The following is a 20,721-nucleotide window of genomic DNA, read 5'->3' as shown; positions in this document are numbered from 1 at the left end:
TTTTAGTTTAATATTTCCCCAACTCACGGAGACTGGTGTGATTTTCCTGAATACGTCGGAACATCTTTTCCATATCCGACTTGGTAAAATGCACCAAAACAGGGCGTCCGTGGGGACAGTTATAGGGATTGTCACATTGAGAGAGCTGATAGAGGAGCTGTCTAGCCGAATGGTCGTCAATACGATGGTTGGCCTTGATAGACCGCTTGCAGGACATCATAATAGCCAACTCTGCTCGATATTTCTTGATAGAAACTTCCTTGGTCAAAAGGAGCATGTCGCACATCTCATAGATGCCTGACTCGATTTCCTCCTCTGCCATCCAAATAGGATGTTCACGCAGGATAAATTGATTTTCTCCGTACTCTGCTAGAAAGACGCCCACTTCCTCCAAATGTGTCATTCTTTCCTTGAGACGCAGAGCATCATCCGCAGGAAACTCAAAGATGTAAGGCACTAGAAGTTGCTGCTGGCTCTGGTCAACATCACCAATGCTTTCACGATACTCCTCGTACTTGACCCGTTCCTGCGCCGCATGTTGGTCTATGATGTAAAGTCCATCTCGCCCTTGGGCAAAGAGATAGGTTCCATGCATTTGCCCGAAAAATTCCAACTCTGGGAAGCTTGAAGATTCTTCTCGCTCCAGTTTGTCATAAGCCTTATCAAGACTAGCTAGGTCTAACTCCGGATGGTCTAATTGGTCATAGTTAGCAGGCTTTCTCTCTGCAAAATGCAGTTTTGCGGGCTTGGTCAGCTGGTCCAAGGTTTCCTTGGCAAATAAAGTTAAATCCTGTCCTTCATCAGTCAATTCTACCTGATAATCAGCCACCTCAGCTTGACTAGGTCTTGTCGGCTCAGTATTCTCATAGTAGAGCGTATTTTCTTTGAGTGGGAGAATGGTCTGCTCCACCTTCTCACGATTGCGCACGGTCGACTTGGCAAGATTTTCCAAGGCATCTGGTATCAAAGTTTGCTCCTTGAGACTGTTGGAAATAGCTTCTGAGACCAGGGTCATCAGTTCTTTTTCCTTGGAAATCCGCACCTCTTGCTTAGTCGGATGCACATTGACATCCGCTAGATAAGGATCGATATGGATGTGAATGACAGCCAGTGGAAAACGCCCCACCATGAGCTTACTGCCATAACCGTCAAGAATAGCACGATTGAGTAAAAAGTTCTTGATATAACGGCCATTGATGAAGAGACTGATATAATTGCGATTGGCCCGAGTTAACTCAGGCAAGGACACAAAACCTGAAATTTCGAAATCTAGGTCAGAATTCTCAATTTCAATCATCTTCTTGGCACTCGCCAAACCGTAAATCCCTGCAATAGCTTGACGCAGTTGACCAGTCCCAGCTGTCCGCGTCATTTCCTTGCCATCACTAATCAAGCTGAAAGAAATCTCAGGATGGGCCAAGCCCAGACGGTTGACAATATCAATGATATGAGACAGCTCCGCTTGCTGGCTCTTCATATACTTGAGGCGGGCAGGCGTGTTGAAAAAGAGGTCCTCCACACAAACCTTGGTTCCCACAGGACTGGTCGCTGGGATAATTTCTTCTACTTCTCCCCCACGTGCGACGAGCTTAGTCCCGTGACTTGCGCCATCCACCGTAGTCAAAAGAGTTAAGACACTAACAGACGCTATAGAAGGTAGGGCTTCACCACGAAAACCAAGCGTCCGAATCCGAAAGAGGTCGGCTTGATTTTTTATCTTACTAGTCGCATGGCGGCGCAGGGCCAATTCCACCTCATCGTGGGCAATTCCATGGCCATTATCTGTGATTTGAATTTTCTTGAGACCAGCTTCCTCAATCTCAATGATAATCTGACTAGAACCCGCGTCAATGGCGTTTTCTACCAGCTCCTTAACAACGCTAGCTGGACGCTCGATAACCTCTCCAGCTGCAATCTGGTTTGCCAGCACCTCTGGCAATTCAATAATATGAGACATCTTTCAGCCCCTTTCTGTATCTATTTTCCTAGAAATTGATTAGTGCTATTATACCATATTTCAGAAAGGACAGAAAAGCAAGCACCACATAGGAACCAAATCCCTCCACATAGACAAAGTCCCTTGCCAGGTGTCGTAAAATAGTGTTTAATAAAGGTGTACAAGAAGTGATCACAATTTTGTATGAAAAACAAGGAGAGAAATTTATGAAAGTAGAACTACAGATTAGTGAGACTTACGAAGAGGAAAGACTGATTGTCCAAGCACCTCAGCCGACAGATAAAGTCCAGAAAGTCATCGATTTCGCAGAAAATCTGGATCTAACAGAAAAAATCAAAGGGAAAATTGATAATCAGGTCTATCTCGTTGAGATTGGCAAGGTTCAGCGCTTCTATATCGAGAATCGGAAGGTTCTAGCAGAAACGGCTAGCCAGACCTACAATATTGATTTACGGCTCTATCAAGTCCTTGAAATTCTGCCAAGCAATTTTATCCAAATTTCCCAATCTGAAATCATCAATATCAACTCCATCTCTCATCTGAAGCTCACGCCCAACGGTCTGGTAGAAATTTTCTTGAAAAACGAAAGCTTCACCTACTCTTCACGCCGTTATCTAAAAATCATCAAGGAGAAATTAGAACTATGAAAAAACAAATCTTCCACGACGCAGCTACTGGTGTCCTCATCGGTCTCATCCTCTCTATCATCTTTTCACTTATGTATTCCCCAAATACCTACGCACCACTGAGTCCCGAGTCTCTGATCGGACAGGTGATGGTGCAACATCAGGTTCACGGTGCCTTGGTCTTGCTCTACTGCACACTTATTTGGGCAGCTATTGGTATTCTCTTCAACTTTGGCAAGCGATTATTCAGCCGTGACTGGAGCTTGCTCCGTGCAACTCTGACTCATTTCTTCCTTATGCTAGTAGGATTTATCCCATTAGCAACCCTAGCAGGTTGGTTCCCCTTCCACTGGATTTTCTACCTCCAACTCATTATCGAGTTTGCGATTGTCTACCTCATCATTTGGACTATTTCCTATAAAAGAGCATCAAAAAAAGTAGACCATATCAATCAACTCTTGAAGCATAAAAAGTAAGAGTGCTGATAAAACCACTTGGAATAATAAAAAAGTCAAGCCTAAGCTCAACTTTCCAACTCATACAAATCTGCAATAATCGCTGCGACACGTTTGATATCTCCCAGCATGCCTCGCATTTCAAAGTCAGCCAAGACAGGGAAACCAAAACGTTGACTGTATTGCTTAGCTGTCAAGCAGTATTGGTTATTAAAGTTACGATTGCCTGAACCAACTACGCCAAAACACTTACTAGCATTGTCACCATAAGCGATAAAATCTCCCACTGGCGTTGTCAATATCTCAACATCTCCGTTATCCACGCCATTCCCACCTTCTAGGTAAGTCGGCAAAAAAGCAACATAGGGATGGTCCATTTCATAGAAATCTTGGCCTTCTTTGACCAAATCTTTTATATGAATCTTTTGAACCTCAATTCCCTCGTACTGGGACAAGAGATAGTCTTTCAAGCGCGTCACAAAACTTTCAGTATTGCCACTCAGACTAATATAAACTAAAGAAATTGTCTTCATATGTACCTCCATGATTTTATTTTTAATCGAAAAAGAACTACCAAGATTGTAACTTGATAGTTCTTTTTTGTCAATACTTAGGCAAGTTCTTCTGTTTCCTCTTCTTCAGCCAAGGCTTTTTGCTGACGCCATATCTTGTAGAAGACAAGGGCTAGGAAGAGAACATTGATGACGATATAGAAAATGCTGACAGCTTTTGAACCAATACCCATTGTCAAACGAATAGTTTCATCTTGAACCAGCTGCAAAGCGTCTTGTAAAGTCACATAGGTATAAATCGAACCAATAATGGCTAGCAAAACATAGCCGACATAAGTATAGTTTGCATACTGCAAATTCTTACGAACAAGGAATACAATCGCTACTACCACTAAAATAGCAGATAGTACAACCAAGGCCACATTAAAAATAGAATGAGATGCTTCTGCCACTCTATAGCTAAAATTAATGCTATCTTCTACCTGCTGAGCACTGACCCCTGCAACTTGTTTTTGAGCAGCACGAAGGACTTCTTTACTAGGCAAGGGCTTCAAAAGTTCAAACAGAGACGTAGCTGAAATAAGGGCAGACAAGATGAGCAAGACCCATAGATAAATTGGTTTCTTTTTCATGATAGAACCTCCTGATGTTATTATTGATATTATAGCACTTTTTGTAAAGGGATACAAATATTATAGTGTCGTTTCTACCTGTTTTCGGTAAGCTTTTGGCGATTTTCCGCACAATTTTCGGAACACTTTATAGAAATATCCAACATTACTGTAACCAACAGCATAACAAATATCTTCGATACTGTCACTAGTTGAAAGCAAGAGCTGTTGGGCAGCCTTAATGCGTTGTTTGTTTAGTAATTCTGCGAAGGTCGAATTGGTTTCACGCTTGATCAACTGCCCTAGATAGACAGGATTGATAAAGAGATCCTTACTGATATCCTTGAGGGAAAGTTCTTTCTGATAATCACGCCCAATGACTTCCAGCACACTGACCACGTTTTCATTCATACGATATTGCCCAAAGAAGCGGGTCAGAGTTTCCTTGATATAAGGAACCAATTGATCGAATGATTGAATAGCATGAATGGTTTTGACAATATCCGTCATATCATCAGCTTTGAGGTGTTCAAACAAGTGGAAGACATCCATGACAAACTGGATAAAAAGCTGCTTGGTAATTGGAACACGGGGTGTATTTTCAAGAACTACCTTCTCCAAGAGATTTAACTCTTCTACGATTTGATTAAGATTTCCCTGAATGATAACCCTATAAATCGGTTCGTAATAGGCAAAGAGACTCTCAGACTGTTGTAGATTTACAGAACCGTAAAAGAGGGCTTTCTCAGCATTCAACTTCCAGCGTTCAAAGTGTTCTTGATAAGGAGCTTCAAAGGGAGTAACGACTAAACCATCTAGGGGTTGATCAGAAATAAAAATCTGCCAGTCTTGACCCAAGACATAGTAGGGAATGGTAAAAGATCCTTGTTTTTCCTTGGATAGGCCTATCCACCAATTCTCCTCACCTCCTAGATAACTAACAAATCCAGCCTCATCTAAATCTTGACTAAGGGTCTGACTTTTCTTTCCTCTCTCGCCGAGCTGACCTGCAATCTTCTCCAGCAGATTTCCCAACTCTACCTTATCAACAGGTTTGACCAAATAGTCCACCACACTAAGGTTCATGGCTCTTTTTACATAATCAAACTCCTGATAACCCGAGAGAAGGATATAGGCAATATCTGGTAAGATTTCTTTCATCTCCCGAATCATATCAAGCCCTGTTTTATCGGGCATATTGACATCTGAAATGATGACATCGACAGGATTTTCCTGAACATATTCTAGGGCTTCATCGGCATGACTGGCTGTTGCGACGACCTCCATATCCCACTTATCAAAGGGAATCAAACGTTTCAGACCTTCTGTCACCATGTACTCATCATCTACTAATAATACTTTATACATTTTCTCCCTTTCTACTCATCTTGAATTGTAATACGATACTGAACACCTGCTTGCTCTGCAGAATCTATAGTAATAGCATATCGATCCCCAAAATAGAGTACAAAACGCTCATGGACATTGACAATCCCGATAGACTGCTTTTGATCACTGTAACTGGCTTGGTGTTCAAAATGTCTCTGACTTAATTTTTCTCGAATATTTGCCAGTTTTTCAGCCGACATTCCACGGCCATTATCTACCACTAAAATTTCCACAAAACCATCCTGTTTAAGCGCCTTGATGCTAATCACATTATCTGTCCGTCTGTGGTCAACACCATGCGCGAAATAATTTTCTACCAGCGGTTGCAAGGTAAACTTAGGAATCTTCATATTCTCTAACTCTGGATCTATCTTGAAACCATAGGCAATGGACTTGGGATAGCGAACCATGCAGAGATAGCTATATTTCCGACAAAATTCTAATTCCTGTTTGAGAAGAGTTTCTCTTTCGTCGGAAATATTGTTACGCAAGAGACTACTGAACTCATAAATGATATCTGCCAACTCGTCTTGACTCTGCATAACTGCATACATGCGCAAGAACTCCAGCGTATTATACATAAAATGAGGATTGATTTGCGCCTGCAGGGCTCGCATGTTGGCATCTTTTTGACTGAGTTCTAGTTGGTAAATATCATGGATATTCTTTTCTAAGCGATCCAACATATCATTGGTGGTCTCTGCGATTAAGAGCAATTCCTGATCCTTTTCAAGTGTGTCAATGCGAAGACCTTCTTGTCCTTGGGCAATAGCTTGGATGGAATCCACCAAATCCACTACCTGCTTTTGGTAATTAGCAAAGGTCTGCCTCAAAGTCAGATAGAGAATAACAATAAAGAGAAGGCTCAAGCCCACAATCAAAGCAGAGCTGGTCACCGTTCCTTGTAAAACAAAGTTTTTGGGAACTGCCACCTGAACCTGATAGCCATGAGAGGTCACACCGACAAACCAGTTTTCATGCTCCCTATTGACCCTCTCACCAATATGAAAAATCTCCGTATCAAAAGGCGATGTCACAGTCACAGCCATCGGGATATGACCTCGGGTATTGTCTACAGCATGGTATAAGATTTCTGGATCCAAGGAAATATAAACAACCCCTATAGATTGATCCGTCGCTGGATCTAAAATAGGAACTCCAAAACTATTGGCCTCCGGTTTAAAGCCTTCCGCAAGTACCGAATGACCACCTCTCTCATTTCTGCTCGAAACATAAACTTCTTTAAAGTCCTGCAAGACGATTGCAACACCCGTTATATAGTCATTTTGGACATAAAGATCATCGATATTTTCATACAGAGAAATAGAAGTTGACGAAGCTGCTTGATGCTCCAACAGCCAATAAAAATACTCAGAAGTTGACAGGCTAAAGTACTTATAAACCCCTTGTATACGGTCTTGATTGGCTACTAAATCTTGAGCTAGCTGGGCTGACTCGCGATAATAATACTCCACCTCTTCGACTGTTCGAGTGGTTACACGTTGGGCTACTCTTTGAGCTTCCTTTTCCCGTGAATCCCAGTCAGCGTAAGAGAGTAAGATTGCAAAACTTGCAATAATAATCATCATAACTGAACTGTAGGTTCTTAGAAGCGTATGTAGCCAAAACTGCTTCATTCTATTTTGTCGCCAATTTTTCATGGATACTTTCATAGACCGGTTCCAACATATCACTGATAAAGAAATGCCACATCCCAATTCCTACAAAGAAAAGTAGGGCAGGCATATAGTAACCAATTGCCACAAGTAGCACTGTCCCAAGGAGAACCTTGGCCACAGCCGCTAAGCTCATAAAGATGCCAATCAAGGATAGTTTGATACTATTTCGATAGGACAAATCAAAATAAACTTGTAATTTCAAAGATACTGTATAAGCCAAAAAAATCAGGGCAACTACTAAGACATTCAAAAAGGTCGCAATCAAATGAATAATAGTCTGATGAGGCAATTGCACCAAGAGATACAGGCCATAGACCAAAACTAGATCCACGCCTAAAAAACTATAAAAGATCAGGTTGCTTGAGACGAAATTTTGCTTATAAAGAGACCACGCCTCCTTCAAACTGTATTCCCGAAAGCTATAACCATGTTCTGCATATAGGCTCATCAAGGTGGCACTAGCCGGCGCTAGACCAAGGATAATCCCTCCTACCAAGGTTAATAGCCAAAAGAAGGCTGTCGCAATCATCCCTAAAAAGAAACGATTAAAGACAAAGTCTAAAAATCTACCCATGATATCCCCCTAAAAATAACTATGAAACCATTATATCATATTTCAAGCGTTTTCAAAAACTTCTAGTATCCATTTACAATCCCACCAAACCGTGGTACAATGAGAATTGTGAAAAAATTATCAGGAGACAATTCATGAAAAAATCTATCTTAACTACACTTCTTTTTGCAGTTCTTTACTTCCTCTGCATGGGGATTGGTGTCCTTTTGGGCAATCTCTTTGACCAAACTGGAAACATGTTTTATGCGCCTGCCTTTACTGCCCTTGTCGGCGGTAGCGTCTATATGATTCTGGTCGCAAAAGTCCCGCGCTTTGGAGCCATTACCACTATCGGCCTTGTAATGGCCCTCTTTTTCTTGGGATCTAAACACGGTGCTGGTGCCTTCCTTCCTGGAATTATCTGTGGCCTCCTAGCAGATGGAGTAGCTCTTTTAGGAAAATATAAAGATCAAACAAAGAATTTCCTTTCTTTTATTCTCTTTGCCTTTAGCACATCAGGACCAATCTTACTTATGTGGATTGCGCCCAAAACCTATATGGCAACCCTTCTAGCAAGAGGAAAATCCCAAGAATATATCGACCGTATCATGGTTGCTCCAAATCCTGGAACCGTCCTTCTATTTATCGCAAGTATTGTCATCGGAGCCCTAGTGGGTGCCTTGATTGGACAAGCCTTGAGTAAAAAATTGGCACAGAAAATCTGATTACCAAAAAAGAGCCAGGCGGCTCTTTTTTATTTATGGCTCAATTTTTTGGTCAGGAAGTCTCCCAAGAATTGGATTGCAAAGATAATCAAAATGATAATGATGGTTGCCAAGATGGTCACATCGTGATTGTAGCGGTTAAATCCATAAGCGATGGCCACGTTACCGATACCACCAGCTCCAACCGCACCAGCCATAGCTGTTTCACCAACTAGTGAAATCAAGGTCACAGTTGTCACACGGATCAAATCTGGAAGGCCTTCTGATAGGTAAACACCTACGATATCCCAGAATGTCGCTCCGCTAGCTTGAGCCGCCTCAATGACACCACCATCTAGCTCAGCCAATACCACCTGTACTTGACGGGCAAAGAAGGCAAAGACTGCAAAAGATAGCGGTACGATAGCCGCATTTGGACCAATGCTTGTTCCTACGATTAGATGAGAGAAGGGTGACAAGACTGCCAAGAGAATGATAAATGGAACCGCACGGAAAATAGAGGTGATTTTATCCAAAATCCAGAAAACGACTTTATTTTCCAAGACACCACCTGGCGCTGTCAAGACGAGGAAGAGACCTGCAACAAGCCCCAAGAAACCTCCGATGATGAAGGAAAGAACTGTCATATAAAGAGTTAGGTAGATGGCTGTTCCCCAGCCTGCTTGACCAGCCCAGCCCATTTTATAAACATTTGGTAAATAGGTTTGAATCAATGATTCCATCTTACTGTCCTCCCTTCAATACTTTTAGCTGTACGCCTGCTTGACGAATGGCTTCTTGAGCACCTGCTAGCGCTGCTTTTTCACCTGACAAGACCACTACCAATTCTCCAACAGGAGTGCCATCGAGAATTTCGATATTTCCATAGAGGATATTAGCCGTTACTTGATAATGCTTGTACAATTCATTCAAAAGTGGCTCGTCTGTTGAAGCTCCAGCGTACTTGAGTTGCACCAAGAGACTGTTTTCAGACAAGTGTTCCACGATTTCTTGCTTCTCAATCTTGACCATGGCTTCATCAATGCCTGTTGCTGTTGAGATAAAGTCTTGGGTCAAAGGTTGTTTAGGGTCTGAGAAAATTTCAAGGACACTGCCCTCTTCGATCAAACGGCCATCCTGCATAACTGCCACACGGTTGGCAATGTCTTTGACAATCTGCATTTCATGCGTAATCAAGACAACAGTTAAGCCTAATTTTTGGTTCAAATCTTGCAACAAGGCCAAAATCTGCTTGGTTGTCTTAGGATCAAGGGCAGAAGTCGACTCGTCTGAAATCAAGATTTTTGGATCATTTGCCAAGGCACGTGCAATGGCTACACGCTGTTTTTGCCCTCCAGATAGTTGTGAAGGGTAGTTTTCAGCACGGTCCGCCAAGCCAACCAAGTCCAACAACTTAGCTACTTTAGCCTTCTTTTCTTCCTTGCTGAGTCTAGAGTGTTTGAGGGCAAAGGCTACATTCTCCTCTGCAGTCTTCTGACTCATGAGGTTAAAATGCTGGAAAATCATTCCAATATCTTGACGTTTACGACGCAACTGCTCGGCCGTCAAAGTAACCTTACCATCAAAAATCACATCGTCGTCAATAGTAATTTTCCCTGCAGATGGTTTTTGCAAGAGGTTAATCACCCGTACAAGGGTTGATTTCCCTGCTCCAGAATATCCAACGATTCCGTAGATATCCCCTTCTTGGATGTGAATGGTCACATCCTTGACCGCTGTGATGGTTCTCTTCTTCTGATGAAAAGTCACATCGATCTGATTTAACTTGATAATATCTCTACTCATAGCTTCTAATCAGCTCCTCTACTAATTCAATATGGGTGTAGTAATCGGCGATTCGCACGTTCTCATCTCCACCGTGGTCTCGACTGTTGGCATTTCCTAGACCGAAGGCCACCATTGGCACCTCTAGGGCATCAAAGACCGTATGCATAGGCCCTGTACCCGCTGTCGTCGGCAAGACTGAAACGCCCTGTGGATAGAATTTCTTGGCCAACTCAATCACATTGAGAATGGCTGGTGCGCTCATATCGCTTCGATAGCTCATCTCTCCCAAGGTATAGTATAATTCTACCTTATCAAAGCCATTTTTGTCTAGCTGTTCCCGAATTTTTTCCAGAACATCATGCGGTTCTAGACCAGGAACCAAACGAACCTCTAGCTTAGCACTGGCTTCTGCTGGCAAAATCGTTTTGACTCCTTGTCCTTGATAACCTGACTGAATCCCTTCGATATTAAGAGCTGGCTCAAAAAAGAAACGTTTTAGAAAGGCTGCACGGTCCTCTTGTAAGAGAGGCAATTCCAAACCATAAATCTGGCTGATTTCCCCTGGATTTCGTTGAGCGTAGGTATCCACCAAAGCCAATTCACGTTCATTTGGTTTTTGAACTTCTTCGTACAAACCTTCAACCAAGATACGACCATCTGCAGCGCGAAGAGACTGTAAGGCTTGGAGGAGATACCAAGGAGCTGATTCCACAACCCCACCATAACTAGAGTGGATATCGACATCAGCGCTTTTCACCTTGGCATCAAAGGTCACAATCCCCTTATTTCCACCAGAAATTTCCAGCTGTTCCAAAGCATTTTTGGTTCCTTGTTCCCATACCAACAAATCCGCACCACGGAGTTTATCCGCATGTTTTTCCAGATACTTATCTAGGTCTGTCGAAGCCGATTCCTCCGCTCCCTCCATGATAAAACTGATATTGACAGGCAGGTCATCATGGTGCTGCATATATTTTCTCAAAGCACTCAAGCGAGCCGTGATATGACCCTTATCGTCATCAACCCCACGTCCATACATGAAACCATTGCGCACCGAAAGAGTAAAAGGATCTTCTGTCCAGACCTGATCCCCATCCGCTGGCACAGTGTCATAGTGGTTATAGAAAATCAAGGTCTTGGCATCTGGACGCGAACTCTTGAAATGCGCCATAACAAAGGGCGCCGTATAAGTCTCATCAATCTCCACTTCAGCCCCAACACGCTTGAAAATCTCACCCAGATAGTTGGCAACTTCCTTAAGTCCAACCTGTTGGGCAAAGACCGACTTCTTAGAAATCAAGGTACGCAAAACCTCAAAATAATGCTGGGCCACATGATCCTTTTCAAATTTTTCAATCTGTTCTTGTTCGCTAGGAAAAACCATATTCTCTCTACCTTTCTATGAACTACTCTTCCTGACAATCCATGCTCTATACAAAAGCAAGAGGTGGAATTTTCTCTCCCACCTCCCTGTTTCTTATTACCAAACTGGTTGATCCAAACCGTCTGATGTTTCTTCGATAACTTTTTTCACGTCATCTGTGTGGTAAGCTGCGATCACTTTCTTGATAGCATCAGCTTTTGGTGATGTTTCCCAATCTTTTTTCGCAACGATGATGTTGTACCATTGTTTTGAATTTTCATCAGCTTGTTCTTTGAAAAGTGCTTTCTTGTAGTCCAATTTTGCTTCTGTAACGAAGGTATTGTTTACAACGGCAGCGTCAACTGATGACAATGAACGAGCTGTTTGGCTAGCGTCCAATTCAGTGATTTTCAAGTTCTTTGGATTTTCTTTGATGTTAGCAACTGTTGCAAGAGCAGTTCCTGAAACATCCAATTTAATCAAACCAGCTGATTGAAGCAAGTAAAGCGCACGGCTTTCGTTTGTAGCATCGTTCGGTACAGCAATTTCTCCGTTTGCTGGGATGTCTTCTACTTTAGTGTACTTGTTGTCACTTCCATTCAAACCTGAGTAAAGGCGAATTGGAGAGATGTAAGTATCTGCAATCGCTACAAGGTCTTTTCCGTTTTCTTTGTTCCAGTTGTTCAAGAAGTTATAGTGTTGGAAAGCGTTCAAATCTACTTCGCCATCAGCAGTTGCCTTGTTTGGTTGTGAGTAGTCTGTGAACTCTGTAAATTCCAAGGTAATGCCGTCTTTTTTAACCAATTCTTGGATTTTGTCCCAACGTTTTTCTTCAGAACCGCTACGGTTAACAGTTGCGATTTTGATAGTTGTTGCATTGTCTGCTTTCTTTTCTGAGTTTCCGCAAGCTGCAAGAGCCAAACCTGCGACTGTAGCAAGGGCTGCTACACCAAGCCATTTTTTAATTTTCATGATTCTTTCTCCTTAAAAATAATACCGTACTAGTATCTCACAATTTGTTTGATTTCACAAATTGTTATTAGATAGTCAGATATATAGTTTAAAACTATATCCCTAAAAACTGAGAAATCACCCATCTTATTCAGAATGGATGATTTCAAGAAATTATTTAATATCAGCTTCTGCTGGTAGATAAGTGTCTCCGAAGAATTGTTTTGACAATTTTTCAAGAGTTCCGTCTTTGTAGAGTTCTTGGATACGTTTGTCTACAAATGTTTTCAACTCATCTTGACCTTGAGCAAGAAGTGGGTAAACGTACGGTTGTTGGTCGCTTGGAAGTTCGATAACTTTCAAGTTGTCCAAACCTTGGTTCTTGATGACTGTTTCAACACCGATTTTATCAAAAATTTTATAGTCAAATTGTCCATCACTCAAACGTCCCATAATTTGTTGGAAATCTGCCTTAGTATAGTTCAGGATAGTTGGGTTATCTGCGTGTTGTTTGTTATATTCTTCCAACTGTTTAGCTGATGTAGTAGCTTGAACAATCTCTGTCGATTTTCCACCGATATCAGCGAGAGACTTGATACTAGAGTCATCTTTCTTCACTACAAGGACATTAGGGTTTTGGGCAATTGGTGCGGCATATAGGTATTTCTCCGCACGTTCTTTAGTGTAGCTAAGATTGTTGACAGCCATATTGTAACGGTCAGCGTCAAGACCAGCAAAGACACCTGACCATTCTGTCTTTTCAAACTTGACATCATATTTGTCAGAATCTTTAAAGATAGCGCGAACGACTTCAATCTCGTAACCAGTCAATTCGCCATTTTCTTCATAGATAAATGGTTTTGGCGAGCCATTGGTTGCAACGATAATTTCTTTCTTACTAGCTGCTTCTCCTTCTTTCTTAGCACCACCTGAGCAAGCCACAAGCACACCTGCAGCAACAAGCCCTAGGGCAGCAAGAGATGAGTATTTAACGATTTTTTTCATGTCATTTCCTCCAAAATAGAATACCTTATAATCTTAACAGAAAAAGACCATTTACGCCATTATATGATATCTATCTCTGTGATAGGTTTTCTTTATGGCTAATTTATACTCAATGAAAATCAAAGAGCAAACTAGAAAGCTAGCCGCAAGCTGTACTTGAGTACGGTAAGGCGACGCTGACGTGGTTTGAATTTGATTTTCGAAGAGTATTAAAAGACCAAACGCAAGACTGCAATTAAGACCACTCCAAAGAGAACTGTTCCGACTAGATTGCGATAACGAAAGGCTACCCAAGCTGTTGGAAAGACGGCTAAGAAATCCAGCCATTTGATTTGAGGAAGGCTCCCAACCTTACCTGTTACTACGCTTGAAAGAATCAAGGCAAAGATAATAGAAACGGGCAAGAACTTCAAAAAACGCTCAACGATTGCAGGCAAACCCTTATACTTGACCAAGATGAAGGGAATCATACGGGGAATCCACGTAACCAAGCCAGAGAAAATAACTGCTAATAAAAGATACTTACTGACCATCTAAAACCACCCCCATTGTACAACCAAGTAGCGTCGCAAACAGAACAGCTAATGACTGAGACACCACTGCCAAGAGTAAAAAGAAGGACACCGCAACAACTGCTAGAATAATAAGCAGATTGCGGACAGGAATCCGTCTTTGCATAATCTGGAATTGCGAAGCAAAAATTCCAATGAACATCCCAACCAGGGCAAAATCCAAGCCAAAGATTTCTGGATTTGGCAGCAGACCACCCAGAGCCGTTCCGACAACTGTCCCCACAAACCAAGCCACATAGCTGTTGAGATTGTTTCCGTGCATCCACATAGGATTGACCTTGTCTGTATGGGCCAATTCGCCCATCAAAACACCATAAGTCTCATCTGTCAAGAGGCTAGACATACCGATATTTTGCCAGAGACTGGTATGACGGAAATAGGTTGATGCGTGCAAGCTCAACAAAAAGAGACGCAAATTGATCAAAAAGACCGTCATAGCAATAGCTGCCACAGGAGCTTGAACCGCAATCAAGGCCAACATGGCAAACTGGGCGCTCCCAGCATAAACAAAGAGGCTCATCAAGCCCATCTCAACAGGTGTCACATAAGGCGCACCAATAATCCCACAGGCCAGCCCGATACTGACATAACCAAGGGCCGTTGGCATGGCTGCCTGCGCCCCCTCCCAAAATCCTTTTTCTTTCATCTTTCTCCTCATATTGTCTTAATAAATGGGCTGAAAAGGCTCCAGCCACAGCATGGACTATTATAACACATTCAGGAAAGAGAAAAAAGTCTGCTGATTGTGGCCATTATAAAAGACTGGTAGTCCAGTCTCAAACATATATTATACAAATTCTCTGCTAAACATTTTCACTAATATGTAGTAGCATGGCAAAGACAACTAGAAGAAATAGCAATAAAACAAAGTTAACTGCCAGAGTTCCAAAGCTAGTAGCAATGGTTACCAAAGCTATTGTAAATAAGCTAGGTAAAACAACCGTGATAGTGCCGATAGAGGATTGAACTGCTCCCATTGACTCCTCAGGTATTTGTTTAAAAACGAGTTCCTGTAATCGAGGAGAGAGAACACCTGCGAAAAAGGCATCCAAGGCACTAAAGATGAGAAGCCAGTCGAAACGAACTGTTGCAAATCCAACTAGAAGGAGTACTTGGATAATAAGCGAGGCATATAGAGCTGTTTTTATAGAAATCGTATTTTTCAGATAGTCACTCACAAGGCTTCCGACAATCAGGGCTGCTAATTCAAGAGTGGATAACAAGGCAAGAGATTGACCTGTTTGTAAATTCAAAAAGGGCTGATTCCTCAAAAACAGAGTAGAGACAGGAACTGTAACATTTATCACTGCTTGACTAATAGAGATAATAAACAAAACTAAGAGTACCTGATTCATCTTCCATATCAATTTCGATGATTGGAGCAAATGCTGGCAAAAGGATTTTACAGAGAGTCCTTCTTGATAGCTAATCGTTTTTTCTACTTTCAAGAGGTCAGTTTTTATGAAAAGGATACCTAAAAATGCGATTAAAAAGGTAAGAGCGTTCAGTAAGGAAATAAACTGGATAGATAGAATACCTAGTAAGACTCCTCCTAGAATATTACTGATTGTTTTCACTAAACTAACAGTTGATTGTTTAAACCCAATAGCTTCTGCCAGATGGTCTTGCCCAATAATTCTAATGAAAATCGGAGTCAGCATAGCGCCTGAAAAATAGCTCAATGTGTCAGACAAGAGGTTAATAAGACAAATAAATGCTACTAGCAACAAGGAGAAAGACTGCCCTGAAAGCGATAGGGACACTATAGAGTAAAGCAAAAATTTTGCAAAACTAATAATTGTATATTTTAGGACACGATGATGTTGAAAATCCGCCAAAACTCCCAGAAAGATTTGTAGAACTTGGGGAAGGGTTTCTGAAATCGTGATAAGTAAAACCGCCAAAGGGGCAAAAGACGCATCTGCTACATAATTCAAAAAAGCCAAATAAAAAATCGTATCCCCAACCGTTGAAATCCACTGGTTGATGGTTAATTGCCTAAAATTTCTATTTTGAAGAAATACTTTCATCACAACTCCTTTTTAAATTCAAATGGGAAGCTTTCCCCAAGGATAGACCGCGATACTACTAACAACCAAAATTACAGTAACATCAAAAGCTGACCAATACCATTGTAGACTATGTGCAGCCCAATAGGCCAATAAATGGACTTTGTCACTCTAAATAAGACTGCAAATATGAGACCACCACCCATATATACGAAAAAGTCTGTCAAAACCCAACCGTGATTACTAATGTGCAAAATTCCAAATAATATAGCTGAGCCAAGCACATCCAGTCCCCACTTCTTTCCTTTTTCCAGAGCAGTCATCACTAATCCACGATAAATCATGTCTTCAAAAATGGGACCTGCAATCACAGGATAGAAAAAATACATCAAAAATGCTGTAGCTCCTGTAAAAGTAGGAACATCCAGTTGATAAGAAATTGCATTTTTGGTAGGCGGAAAAAGAAAAAAGGTGACGAAATTCCAAACAACAAAAGCAAGAAGAGCTAGGAAGGAATAGAAAAGATAGGAACCTTTAAATTTTCTACTGTTAATTTTCTGCCATTTCCCTGACCAAACCATAACAATAAAAGCAAGCAGAACCACAAGAAAATTTAACAGCATATCCGACAAATAATAGGCAAAGTCGGATAAACCAGCAGCAAGATCGCTATGTAAAAGCAAACGAATGAAGAACTGGTCAGCAACAACTAGTAGAATAGCTATAATAAAGTAGTAGCGTGAGATTATCTTTTTCATCCTATTTTCTCCTATATTACGAAATAAAGAAAGCCCTAACCCAAACAAAGGCAAGGGCTTTAAATATCAACGACGACGATTAACAGTGGAAGAATCATGGTTAAAATTTTTCTCCCAGAAATTAGTGATTGACCAAGGTGTCCCGAACCCTCCCCATGCACCGCTTGGGATATTGCCAAGATACACAAGATCTCCTCCATAAACCTTCTCCAACTCAGCTTCTGTCAATTCCATTGTTTCTGCAAATTGTAAATTTAACATCTTTTACACTCCTTCAATTATCTTCATTTGTAAACCACTTCTGCGACCTAGGATTTGCTTCAAATGTTTTACAAGGACAGTATAACACGGAAATTGGCTTATTTTAGAAAATCGCATATTTGATATTTTTTCTTATAGAAATTTCAGATTTGCGATTTTGGTAGATTTGATTATTTCACTGGTATAATAAAGTTATTACTAATTAAGGAGTGTAGCAACTATGAAGAAACAAATTTTAACATTATTGACAATCGTTGCTGATATTATTATCATTTTGCCATTTCTAACTAATCGATGAGCTCTTTGAATTGCTTCAAACGCAATTCAAAAAGGACTATCAATTGTGAATTTTCTAATACTTGCAGAGATTGGATAAAGTATTCAATCTCTTTTTGATTCCTTCCCTTAGTTTGAAGGAAAACACTCATTTTCTTTAAAAATTGCCACAATAATTTCTCAAAAACATCATACGGCCGCAACATGCTCTCCAACTCGGCTTCAAAGATTGGGATGTAGGAGAAAAGTTTACGCTCCATGAGTTCTGATAAGATATTTAAGAGTCCTTGCTTCATATACAACCGATTGTGTACTAACTCTTTAAATTCTTTAGATTTCTCAATTAAAGCGGTCGATAAAAATATCAAATCTTGGTTGCTCAAGAAGGGCATGGTATTGCAAAAAAGATAGAGTTCAAACCAGGTCCAAGATTCAATAGCATAGAGATAGGTAGTCAAAAACTCGCTATCCTCCTCTGTTAGCAGATAGCTCTTATTTAAGGAATGGATGGCATTTTTAATCACAATAGCATTCAAACGACGATAGGTCTGCGCCATCTGTTCTTGCTTGACCTCCTCTAATAGTTGCTCTAAACCAGCTATATCTTGGTGGGCAAAGCGATCCACAACCTTTCTACCAATCTGCATATGTAGGGATTCTTGATAGTTGTTGAGCTTGTGCCCAAATTCATCAAAGGTCACATTGATCCCTTGAATAGCTAGGATTAGCTTATCCGCAGACAGCATAGACTGTCCTAGTTCAAACTTGGACAACTGAGAGGCTGTTAGTCCAGCACAAGCCACATCTGACTGCTTGAGCTTTCTCGCCAAGCGTAATTCCTTGTAAAATTCTCCCAACTCCATTCTCTCAATCATCTCACCACCTCCTATTGTTTAGATATTATATCATCATTTTTATAGTTTTGTCAAAATATTCTGACATTTAAGAGAGCAAAAAAGCCAGCCCTAAGCTGACTCTTTATTCCATGGTATCAAAAGCGAGGCTTGGTTTGGCATTGAGGTCCAAGCTTGCAAAATTTTCTTTGTTCCACTCGCTGACGCTGGCATAGGCAATCATGCCTGCATTGTCTCCACAGAGACGCAGAGGTGGAATGATGACCTTGACATCTGTAATTTCAGTTGCTAGGCGTTCTCTGAGACCTTTATTGGCTGCCACGCCACCTGCCACAACTAGAGTTTTAACAGGATATTTCTCCAAAGCCTTCTTGGTTTTTGCCATAAGAATATCCAAGACAGCTGCTTGGAAGGAAGCACACAAGTCCTCTGTAGATAGGCTTTCTCCCTTTTGTTCGGCATTGTGGTGAAGATTGATAAAGGCAGACTTCAAACCTGAGAATGAAAACTCCAGATTATCTTCCTTAATCATGGCACGAGGAAAATCATAAATATCCTGTCCCTGATGAGCTAGCTCATCAATCTCACGACCTGCAGGATAGGTCAAGCCCATGACACGGCCGACCTTATCATAGGCCTCACCAACCGCGTCATCTCGCGTTTCCCCAACAATCTTGTAGTCACCAGCCTCAGAAACATAAACCAACTCTGTGTGTCCACCGCTGACCAAGAGGGCTAGCAAGGGAAACTCCAAAGGCTCCACGCTCTGAGCTGCCATAAGGTGACCAGCCATGTGGTTAACGGGAATCAGCGGAAGTCCATGTGCCCAAGCAAAGGCCTTAGCAGCTGATAAACCAACTAGTAAAGCTCCCACCAAGCCAGGTCCATAGGTAACCGCCACAGCTGTTACATCGTCTTCGGTAATCCCTGCTTCTGCCAACGCCTCCTCGATGCAGGCTGTAATGACCTCGACATGGTGACGACTGGCTACTTCTGGCACTACGCCCCCAAAACGTTTGTGGCTCTCAATTTGACTAGCAATGACATTAGACAAGAGCTCATCGTCGTTTTTCAAGACGGCGACACTGGTCTCATCACAGGATGTCTCAAATGCTAAAATATATCTATCCTTCATCTATTTCTCTCTTCATGATGATGGCGTCCTCGACTGGATCATGGTAGTAGGCCTTTCGCTCAGCGATGGCTGCCATCTTTTCTTTCTTGTAAAATGCTTGCGCTCGATGATTTGAACTTCTGACTTCGAGGAAAATCTCCTTATCTGTCGGCAATTGAGCAAACAAGGTTGACGCAATTCCCTGACCCTGATAGGTTTGTTTGACAGCGATTTGCAGGACTTCTGCTTCAAAAAGATTCTCCTGCACGGCTAGAAAGCCAATCGCTTCTGCCCCATCATAAGCCAGAGCATACCAAGTCTGGTCTTGGGACAGGTCTGCTTGGATTTGCTCCAGCGTCCAAGGGCTGACTGGGTAAACAGCTATCATAACAGCGTAGATGGCTTGAGCCAAGTCAGGCTGCTGTTGGATTCGTTTAATTTCTATCATAGGCGTTTAATGTAAGACTCGCCAGACTCGGTATGGTTCTTGAGCCAGTTTTCCTCAGCCTCAACACGTTTGAGGTAGTTCGGCACAAAATCATGCAAGGAGTCTGCTTCCTTATCCCAAGCCAAAAGAGCAAGAGTGGCTGCATTAGGCAAGGTTTCTTTGTAATTAGTCCTTGGCAAGTGTTCTTGAATCTGCTCCACAAAGGGGGCAACTTCTCCGACAAAGGTTACCTGACTAGCACCCTTAACTTTCTCTAACACCTCTTCAAAAGATAGGTGCGCTTCTGGCATGACAGGTTTGGCATTTTCATAAAATCCTGCATAAACATTGTTGCGACGCGCATCCATCAAGGGAACGAACAAGCCTTCTTGTTGGTAGGGCACCAGAGCCAAGAGGCTAGACATACCAACTAACTCAATGTTCAGGGTATGAGCCAAAGTCTTGGCAGTTGCTACCGCGATTCGCAAACCTGTGTAGCTACCTGGCCCTTCCGCCACCACGATTCGGTCCAAATCCTTGGGTGTCCAATCCAAACTTGCCATCAAAAAATCGATGGCAGGCATAAGGGTAATACTGTGATTTTTCTTAATATTAATCGTCGTCTCGGCAAGAATCTGCTTGTCCTCTAAAATAGCGAGAGAAAGAGCCTTGCTGGACGTATCAAAAGCTAATACTTTCATAACACATTCCTATCTTTTTGTCTGCTTACTATTATACTACAAAAGCTGGCACATGGGAATTTTCTTTATTCCCAAACAAAAATGCCTATACTTAGCTAAAAAATAATTTAAAAAATGCTCACTTTTCCTTTTCTTTTCCGAATATAAAAGTGAACA

General features: G+C 41.7%; 23 protein-coding genes. 3 read left to right on the top strand and 20 right to left on the bottom strand.

Features of this window, described 5'->3' with window-relative positions; all coding sequences use genetic code 11:
- Window positions 1-7: 7 nt before the first annotated feature.
- Window positions 8-1,957, bottom strand: coding sequence for a DNA mismatch repair endonuclease MutL (gene mutL, locus MK480_RS02490; RefSeq protein WP_033680827.1), 1,950 nt, complete (start codon window positions 1,955-1,957; stop codon window positions 8-10).
- Window positions 1,958-2,163: 206 nt separating this feature from the next.
- On the opposite strand from mutL, the gene MK480_RS02485 reads away from it, so the two are divergent.
- A complete protein-coding gene (locus tag MK480_RS02485; protein ID WP_268707153.1) occupies window positions 2,164-2,604 on the top strand; it encodes a LytTR family DNA-binding domain-containing protein in 441 nt (146 codons plus the stop codon).
- A complete protein-coding gene (locus MK480_RS02480; RefSeq protein ID WP_049500693.1) occupies window positions 2,601-3,059 on the top strand; it encodes a DUF3021 domain-containing protein in 459 nt (152 codons plus the stop codon). Before MK480_RS02485 ends, MK480_RS02480 begins: the two co-directional genes overlap by 4 nt.
- 47 nt (window positions 3,060-3,106) lie before the next feature.
- On the opposite strand, the gene nrdI is transcribed toward MK480_RS02480, so the two are convergent.
- From nrdI to MK480_RS02455, 5 genes are all read right to left on the bottom strand, one after another.
- Window positions 3,107-3,571 (bottom strand): class Ib ribonucleoside-diphosphate reductase assembly flavoprotein NrdI, encoded by a 465-nt coding sequence (nrdI, locus tag MK480_RS02475; protein WP_004255033.1) that lies wholly within the window; start codon window positions 3,569-3,571, stop codon window positions 3,107-3,109.
- A gap of 77 nt (window positions 3,572-3,648) precedes the next feature.
- Window positions 3,649-4,182 carry an ABC transporter permease gene (locus MK480_RS02470; RefSeq protein WP_023946835.1) on the bottom strand — a complete coding sequence of 178 codons (534 nt, stop codon included), beginning with the start codon at window positions 4,180-4,182 and terminating at the stop codon, window positions 3,649-3,651.
- Window positions 4,183-4,242: 60 nt separating this feature from the next.
- Window positions 4,243-5,529, bottom strand: coding sequence for a response regulator transcription factor (locus MK480_RS02465; RefSeq protein WP_268707152.1), 1,287 nt, complete (start codon window positions 5,527-5,529; stop codon window positions 4,243-4,245).
- Window positions 5,530-5,540: 11 nt separating this feature from the next.
- Window positions 5,541-7,211, bottom strand: a complete 1,671-nt coding sequence (locus MK480_RS02460; RefSeq protein WP_326845934.1) for a sensor histidine kinase — start codon at window positions 7,209-7,211, stop codon at window positions 5,541-5,543.
- Window positions 7,189-7,803: a YesL family protein gene (locus MK480_RS02455; RefSeq protein ID WP_125443289.1), complete on the bottom strand. Its 615-nt coding sequence runs from the start codon at window positions 7,801-7,803 to the stop codon at window positions 7,189-7,191. Before MK480_RS02455 ends, MK480_RS02460 begins: the two co-directional genes overlap by 23 nt.
- Before the next feature lie 134 nt (window positions 7,804-7,937).
- Between MK480_RS02455 and MK480_RS02450 the strand changes: the two genes are divergently transcribed.
- Entirely contained in the window at window positions 7,938-8,507 is a 570-nt protein-coding gene (locus MK480_RS02450; protein WP_261050464.1) for an MptD family putative ECF transporter S component, read from the top strand.
- A 29-nt stretch (window positions 8,508-8,536) separates the two neighbouring features.
- Here MK480_RS02450 and MK480_RS02445 read toward each other — a convergent pair whose 3' ends face one another.
- The 14 genes from MK480_RS02445 to tsaB form a co-directional block, all read right to left on the bottom strand.
- Window positions 8,537-9,229: a methionine ABC transporter permease gene (locus MK480_RS02445; protein ID WP_000444647.1), complete on the bottom strand. Its 693-nt coding sequence runs from the start codon at window positions 9,227-9,229 to the stop codon at window positions 8,537-8,539.
- Between the two features lies 1 nt (window position 9,230).
- Window positions 9,231-10,292, bottom strand: a complete 1,062-nt coding sequence (locus tag MK480_RS02440) for a methionine ABC transporter ATP-binding protein (protein WP_261050463.1) — start codon at window positions 10,290-10,292, stop codon at window positions 9,231-9,233.
- Complete coding sequence (locus MK480_RS02435; RefSeq protein WP_261022565.1) at window positions 10,285-11,658, bottom strand: M20 family metallopeptidase; 1,374 nt, start codon at window positions 11,656-11,658, stop codon at window positions 10,285-10,287. Before MK480_RS02435 ends, MK480_RS02440 begins: the two co-directional genes overlap by 8 nt.
- A gap of 96 nt (window positions 11,659-11,754) precedes the next feature.
- Window positions 11,755-12,609: a MetQ/NlpA family ABC transporter substrate-binding protein gene (locus MK480_RS02430; RefSeq protein WP_000694523.1), complete on the bottom strand. Its 855-nt coding sequence runs from the start codon at window positions 12,607-12,609 to the stop codon at window positions 11,755-11,757.
- 153 nt (window positions 12,610-12,762) lie between these two features.
- The gene (locus MK480_RS02425; protein WP_084887778.1) at window positions 12,763-13,593 is read right to left on the bottom strand and encodes an amino acid ABC transporter substrate-binding protein; all 831 of its coding nucleotides are present in this window, start codon (window positions 13,591-13,593) and stop codon (window positions 12,763-12,765) included.
- A 209-nt stretch (window positions 13,594-13,802) separates the two neighbouring features.
- A complete protein-coding gene (locus MK480_RS02420) occupies window positions 13,803-14,126 on the bottom strand; it encodes an AzlD domain-containing protein (protein WP_000253936.1) in 324 nt (107 codons plus the stop codon).
- Window positions 14,116-14,811: an AzlC family ABC transporter permease gene (locus tag MK480_RS02415; RefSeq protein ID WP_261018506.1), complete on the bottom strand. Its 696-nt coding sequence runs from the start codon at window positions 14,809-14,811 to the stop codon at window positions 14,116-14,118. Before MK480_RS02415 ends, MK480_RS02420 begins: the two co-directional genes overlap by 11 nt.
- Window positions 14,812-14,968: 157 nt before the next feature.
- On the bottom strand, window positions 14,969-16,195 hold the full coding sequence (locus tag MK480_RS02410; protein ID WP_268707151.1) for an MFS transporter: 1,227 nt from the start codon (window positions 16,193-16,195) through the stop codon (window positions 14,969-14,971).
- Window positions 16,196-16,266: 71 nt separating this feature from the next.
- A complete protein-coding gene (locus MK480_RS02405; protein ID WP_125392850.1) occupies window positions 16,267-16,932 on the bottom strand; it encodes a CPBP family intramembrane glutamic endopeptidase in 666 nt (221 codons plus the stop codon).
- A 66-nt stretch (window positions 16,933-16,998) separates the two neighbouring features.
- Window positions 16,999-17,193 (bottom strand): peptide pheromone VP1, encoded by a 195-nt coding sequence (locus MK480_RS02400; RefSeq protein WP_000933465.1) that lies wholly within the window; start codon window positions 17,191-17,193, stop codon window positions 16,999-17,001.
- 287 nt (window positions 17,194-17,480) lie between these two features.
- Window positions 17,481-18,344 (bottom strand): XRE/MutR family transcriptional regulator, encoded by an 864-nt coding sequence (locus tag MK480_RS02395; protein ID WP_268707150.1) that lies wholly within the window; start codon window positions 18,342-18,344, stop codon window positions 17,481-17,483.
- A gap of 103 nt (window positions 18,345-18,447) precedes the next feature.
- Entirely contained in the window at window positions 18,448-19,458 is a 1,011-nt protein-coding gene (tsaD, locus tag MK480_RS02390; protein ID WP_064276775.1) for a tRNA (adenosine(37)-N6)-threonylcarbamoyltransferase complex transferase subunit TsaD, read from the bottom strand.
- Window positions 19,448-19,885 carry a ribosomal protein S18-alanine N-acetyltransferase gene (gene rimI, locus MK480_RS02385; RefSeq protein ID WP_153208777.1) on the bottom strand — a complete coding sequence of 146 codons (438 nt, stop codon included), beginning with the start codon at window positions 19,883-19,885 and terminating at the stop codon, window positions 19,448-19,450. The genes tsaD and rimI overlap by 11 nt, the downstream gene beginning before the upstream one ends.
- Window positions 19,882-20,565 carry a tRNA (adenosine(37)-N6)-threonylcarbamoyltransferase complex dimerization subunit type 1 TsaB gene (tsaB, locus tag MK480_RS02380; RefSeq protein ID WP_268707149.1) on the bottom strand — a complete coding sequence of 228 codons (684 nt, stop codon included), beginning with the start codon at window positions 20,563-20,565 and terminating at the stop codon, window positions 19,882-19,884. Before tsaB ends, rimI begins: the two co-directional genes overlap by 4 nt.
- Window positions 20,566-20,721 lie beyond the last annotated feature (156 nt).

It is taken from the genome of Streptococcus mitis (assembly GCF_026782895.1).
GTDB lineage: Bacteria > Bacillota > Bacilli > Lactobacillales > Streptococcaceae > Streptococcus > Streptococcus mitis_CB.
This window is presented reverse-complemented; position numbering and strand designations above follow the sequence as displayed.